At 44.1% G+C, this 5158-nt stretch carries 4 protein-coding genes and 3 pseudogenes; 2 read left to right on the forward strand and 5 right to left on the reverse strand.

Annotation, left to right across the window (positions count from 1 at the left end; translation table 11 throughout):
* A pseudogene (locus tag A3GG_RS13540) lies at positions 1–108 on the forward strand (IS982 family transposase); the annotation flags it as partial.
* Positions 109–118: 10 nt separating this feature from the next.
* Positions 119–384, forward strand: a pseudogene (locus A3GG_RS13930) (plasmid mobilization protein); the annotation flags it as partial.
* A gap of 20 nt (positions 385–404) precedes the next feature.
* Here the strand turns inward: A3GG_RS13930 and A3GG_RS0111380 are convergent.
* From A3GG_RS0111380 to A3GG_RS0111400, 5 genes and pseudogenes are all read right to left on the reverse strand, one after another.
* Positions 405–1385, reverse strand: a complete 981-nt coding sequence (locus A3GG_RS0111380) for a helix-turn-helix domain-containing protein (RefSeq protein ID WP_018359404.1) — start codon at positions 1383–1385, stop codon at positions 405–407.
* Positions 1386–1392: 7 nt separating this feature from the next.
* On the reverse strand, positions 1393–2148 hold the full coding sequence (locus A3GG_RS0111385) for a hypothetical protein (protein WP_018359405.1): 756 nt from the start codon (positions 2146–2148) through the stop codon (positions 1393–1395).
* Positions 2149–2236: 88 nt separating this feature from the next.
* A complete protein-coding gene (locus A3GG_RS0111390; protein WP_018359406.1) occupies positions 2237–2686 on the reverse strand; it encodes an HU family DNA-binding protein in 450 nt (149 codons plus the stop codon).
* 174 nt (positions 2687–2860) lie between these two features.
* Positions 2861–4042 (reverse strand): hypothetical protein, encoded by a 1182-nt coding sequence (locus tag A3GG_RS0111395; RefSeq protein WP_018359407.1) that lies wholly within the window; start codon positions 4040–4042, stop codon positions 2861–2863.
* Positions 4043–4060: 18 nt separating this feature from the next.
* Positions 4061–4870 (reverse strand): annotated as a pseudogene (locus A3GG_RS0111400) (TonB-dependent receptor domain-containing protein); the annotation flags it as partial.
* Between the last annotated feature and the right edge of the window lie 288 nt (positions 4871–5158).

A 5158-nucleotide genomic window follows, 5' to 3' on the forward strand; every position in this document is an offset into this window, starting at 1 on the left:
TTTGTCGTCAATCTCGTCAGTGGTTTAATTGCTTATAACCTAATGCCCAAGAAACCTCAGCTAAATTTGGAAATTATCAGAAAACCTAACGAAATCGCCATCGCTTAGGTCGAACTCACGTTATTTTAATGAGACTTTCCGTGTGATAAAAGTCGACCGTTCCTTGCTTGATTACTACCAGAAACTGACGACTTTGTACGGGCAATTTCGCCGTGTCGGGGTGAATTACAACCAGACTGTAGTCGCAATGAAGAGCAATTTCACGGAAAAGAAAGTCTTTGCTAGCTCGCAAAGTTGGAGAAACTGACACTTGAACTAGCAATAATTGGAGGTGAAATCGTGCAACTGACTCGTGAATTTCAAGAGAATTGGCAACACAGATAAAGCTGTGTACTTTCTCAATTCTATAAGGAGTCGAGATATTGCTTGGGTTTTATTCTGTGATATTTTCGGAAAGCCTCTGTGAAGTGGCTGAGATTGGCATATCCAATTTTATAGCCTACTTCGGATACAGAGTAAAGACGAGTGGAAAGCAGTCGTTTTGCCCATTCCATCTTTTCGGATAGGGCATACTCGGCAATCGCTTTGCCGATAACCTGCTTGAAGCATTTTTGCAGTTTGGAGCTGCTCATTGCCGCTTCACGTGCCAGTTCGGGAATGCTCGGTACATTGTGCAAACTTTGTAAAATCTGACGACGGACACGGAAGACAGCCTCCACATCGTTCAAATTCAAGTTGGAAAGAGATTTTACTTCCGAACGCTTTTCGAGTTTTTCAAGGAATATTGTCAGCAGTTCTATTGCCTTTCCGTGCAAATGGAGGGGATAGAAAAGCACATCGCTTTTGGCTGTGGCCTTGATGCCATCCAATACTCGTTGCATAGCAGGTGTGATGGTCTCGAAGAGATAAAAAGACTTGTCCGACCGGAGCAGCCGACCGATGTAGGTTTCGTGAGCCGTATCCATTTGCTCTATCCAATCCTTGTTGAAGGTCAATGTGATGTTTTCATACTGTCGTTTGGGAGCGAAAGTCCACTCCGTGGGGATATTGCTTGAGGGCATAAAGATACCGTCGAGCGTGTCCACCCCGACCGTTTTCGTGCTTGTCCCGATAATCTGCTCGTGTTTATGCTCGTTGATGTAGAACATCACGGGAATCCATTTCGAGTTTTCCACCGAGCGACGCACCATTGTCATCGGTTCGTATGCCATGAAACTGATGTAGGTCAATGTGAGCCACGGCAACGGGTAGTATTGCTTGAAAAAGCCGCTGCCCACTGAGGGCGGAACGGTAAAACCATCGTTCATTACCGATGTGCCGAATTGATCGGCAACCATCTCCATCCAATCTTCAGGCTTATTGATTGCACAAAATTCTATGGTCATAGGTGCACTATTCGTTGGATAGCGGAAACTTGATTTCTCCTTTGTTCTCCTCCTCGTATTTTTCGAACATAGACAAATCTTCTTTTAGAACTTGTAGTGTTTTGTCCACATAGATACGTGGAGCCCCAGAAACAGTTCCTCTAATCTTCTCTAACCAAGAGATAATTTTCTTATGCGTTTTTTCTACATTTTTCCCAGTTTCTCGTTTTTCACTAATTAGATTATAAGCCAAATGATAATGAGTTGTATTTCCATTCTTCAAAGGGATGGGACTTAGAACATATGGATTAATGCCTTTTCTATTACCATTCTCTCCCCAACCATTAGCATATTTTTTTATGTCCTTTTCTATCGAATGATGGGCAACAATTCCATAGTAGTGGACTTGTTCTTGTAGCAGATAAGCATCAACTAAAGCTCGGCCAAAAAACAACTGTTTCTCTTCTTTGTAACTAAACAGTCCTTTTGAAATAACTCCCTTTAACGCAAAAGAGGCTTTTAATGCAACATGCATCAGACCAATTCCCGCTTTGGATATGCGATTGAATCCTTCTTTTGTGTTTTCATCAACAATAAGGACAGAATCTGAGAACATAGAGACTTTGAATGTTTCCACATTCTCTAAAAAAGGGCTTAGCCAGCTATCGAGTTTCTCCTTTAGCTCCTCTAATTCTTTCTCTAAATCCTGATGCTCTGTTCTCATAACCCTTTCTTTGAATCCCATGATGTCGGCGTAGAGTACATACATTTCTTTGGCTTTCATATTATTTTCATACTATGTTTATATTCGAGATAAATTATATTGTGGAGCGACCAGCTTTGCCGCCAGTCGCTCCGCTACTTAAATGAAATTACGGATATTCCTCATTACCACTGTCGTTCGGCTTTGTGCCTTTCTTGGGTTTGGCCGTCGTTTGTTCGTAGCTTACATCGGTAAGTGTAAAGTATTTCTTCGATGGGCTGAGACGTACAACCGGTTTTTCGATATGCTTCTGCACGTCGAATACTTCGCCTTGTGGGACGGATTTGCTCTTGAATGAGGGTTTGAGCGTACCTAAATCGCCAAACTCTACGATGTCGCCATTTGCTACGATGTCCCGGGCTATCTCGGTGGCGTAGTTCAATACGGCTTCCACTTCCTGACGATTAAATGTGGTGGACTTTGCCACACGCTCACAGAAACTGCGGAAGTCCACACGATGTCTTCCTGTGGGCTTAGCTATTTGCACGGTTTTACCGGCATTTTTGCCGACAGACATCTTGATTGTTGTCAAAACGAATTGCAATGGTTTGTTTGCCATAGTGATGATTTTTTATGCTCCTTTTTTCCAGACTTGACCAGCTGGAGCTGTTGGCTCGACAAGCCTTCCGTTGCAAAGATAGTGAATAATCGGCAGAAAATCGTAGGATTTTTAACAAAAAGTTGCACGATTTTCGAGGAAAAATCGTACGACTTTTGGGACTGTTTCATAAGGTTACTCAAACGCGACTAAACTTGACGGTACTCCCACGGCAGTAACGACGGGTATTTGGGAGCATTCGCCCGTCTTGGTATTGTAGGTATAGTAGCCCGTTCCGTTATTGCACGTCATACCAAAGACGATGAAATCTTTGTAGCGGGTTATGGCAAAAGAGCCATTGCTGTCGGTCATCGGCAAATCAAGTTTTTCGATGGTTTTGTTCCAAATGTCGATTTTCACGGGTTGGAAGTCTTTCTTGAGTATTCCGAATTCCGTATCCGTTACTTTCAAGCAACTATATACAATGCCATTGCCCGCATAGTAAGACTTAATCATATACTGCCCCGTTTTGCCAATCCCTTTTATGGTTGTCTTCGACAGGTTGAACAGGTAGTCGGCGTCCCATTGGTCGCTTCCTTTGCGGATACGCAGGAAACCTTCCTTATTGGCAACGTTGAAGTTGTTGCCCGCACTGTAAAAGTAGATGTCGCCCCGCTCGTCCATAAAGGCATCGGAGTGACGGAACAATCCGACAACACTTGTACGACTGTCCTTGATGACTTCGGTCTTTTTCGTTTTAAGGTCAATAACAGCCACCTCTGCACCCGTCCCCGGTACGGAGGTGTGGGGCGAATTGAGCTGGTTGAGGGCTACATACATCTTTCCGTCTCGAATGACGTTGCAACCGGGGTCGGGATTATTGTCCTGAACGGCATAAGGCGAGAGGTCGATTTCATCCTCTTTTTGCAATGTGGCAGTATTGATTAACGCAATCTTTCCCCTTCCGTGCAAAGCCACGTATGCGTGCTGTTCGTCGATGAAATTGATTTCTCCGGGTTGCGCCATCTGTTCAAAGGTCATCGTACCTGCTTTCTGCAGCTCGCCGTGCGCCCCTCTTGTAAACTTGTGTACCTTATCTCCGAATTTCCCTTCGGGCACAAGTACCGTGTTTCCTTTTGCGAAGAGATAACACCCAAAGCCGAATTCGAATGCTTTCTTGTTGTCGGTGGCTTGAGGTGTCAAATCACCGAACGTGCCGACGTAAGCACTTTTGTCCACATAATGCACAAAGGCAAAATGCTGTTGCACCTCATTGGGCGTTGGTTTCGGGTCATCGTTCTTGTCGCAGGACGTCAGCCCTATGGAGCCGACCAGCATAGCAGAAAAGGCTATGTTCTTCAATGTTGTTGTTCTCATTTTTATTTATGTTTAGAATTATAAAATACCTTTCGAGAAGACGTATCTGAATTTGAGGTGGAATGTCCGTCCTGCCAATGGTTGGCGGAACTGGTCCCAAACTTCTTTATTCATCAGATTGTGGCATTCCAAGGCTATGGAATATTTGTTCTTGTAGGTCAGTAACAGACCTATATCATTGACGAAACTTCGAGGGATACGCCGTTTCTGCAATTCGGTAAGTTCCCAAAAGTAGAAGAACTCTTCCGTGAACTTCCCGTCCCAGAATGCCTTGACATACCAGTTCTTGAACAATCGGTCGCTGTGATATTCCGCTCCAAAGTTGGCGAACAGATAGGGGATGTTCGGCAGTCGCAATCCTTTTGTCGGATTGGGGGCTTGGGTGCCGGGCAAATAGTCCAAAACATCGCGTACATCCTGATAAGTCAGGTTCCCGTAGGCATAGACCGTCGGCGATATATCCAATTTCAATTCAGTCTCTATACCTTTGATATGCACCTTTTCCGCATTCACATATCCGGCTGCCATATGCTGTTTCATCAGTTTTATCATATCGCTCACCTGCATATAAAAGCCGTTCACTTCAAATTGCAATCGCGACAGTCCTAGTACGTCGTTTTTATCTATCAAGAAACCCAGATTGAAGTTGTGGCTTTTCTCTGGTCGTAGCCCGGCAGCAGGAAAGGTAATGATACCGTCACCGAATAGTTCTTGTGAATTGGGGAGGCGTATTGCCCGTTGATAAGATGCCTTCAGGTGAAAGCCTCTGAACGGTTCGTACTTCATTGCCTCTATCCAGCCGATTTGCGATGTCGTATTATTCTTTTTCGCCTCATCCGATATTCTGCGTGATTGCGGTTACCGTGATCCCTTGAGACTCCTGCGTCAGCTTGTATACACCAATCATCTTGCGGGATGAAATCCGCAAGATATGGGCGACGGGGTTATTCTTCTCTTTGAAAATTTGAAAGAAAACTGGAAATCCATTATAATTGAGCGAATTATCCACTAAACGCTTAATTACACAATGGATACCAGTTTTCTACGACATGTATATGGGCTTCTTGGAGTCAAATGTACTGCTACACAATACAAAACTAACAAAATAGTTTTAGA

Source organism: Porphyromonas levii DSM 23370, assembly GCF_000379925.1.
Classification (GTDB): Bacteria; Bacteroidota; Bacteroidia; order Bacteroidales; family Porphyromonadaceae; genus Porphyromonas_A; species Porphyromonas_A levii.

Bases quoted from the DNA above. Each gene is read 5' to 3' on its own strand.
- A3GG_RS0111380 (WP_018359404.1), bottom strand. From the start codon at position 1,385: ATGACCATAGAATTTTGTGCAATCAATAAGCCTGAAGATTGGATGGAG.
- A3GG_RS0111385 (WP_018359405.1), bottom strand. From the start codon at position 2,148: ATGAAAGCCAAAGAAATGTATGTACTCTACGCCGACATCATGGGATTC.
- A3GG_RS0111390 (WP_018359406.1), bottom strand. From the start codon at position 2,686: ATGGCAAACAAACCATTGCAATTCGTTTTGACAACAATCAAGATGTCT.
- A3GG_RS0111395 (WP_018359407.1), bottom strand. From the start codon at position 4,042: ATGAGAACAACAACATTGAAGAACATAGCCTTTTCTGCTATGCTGGTC.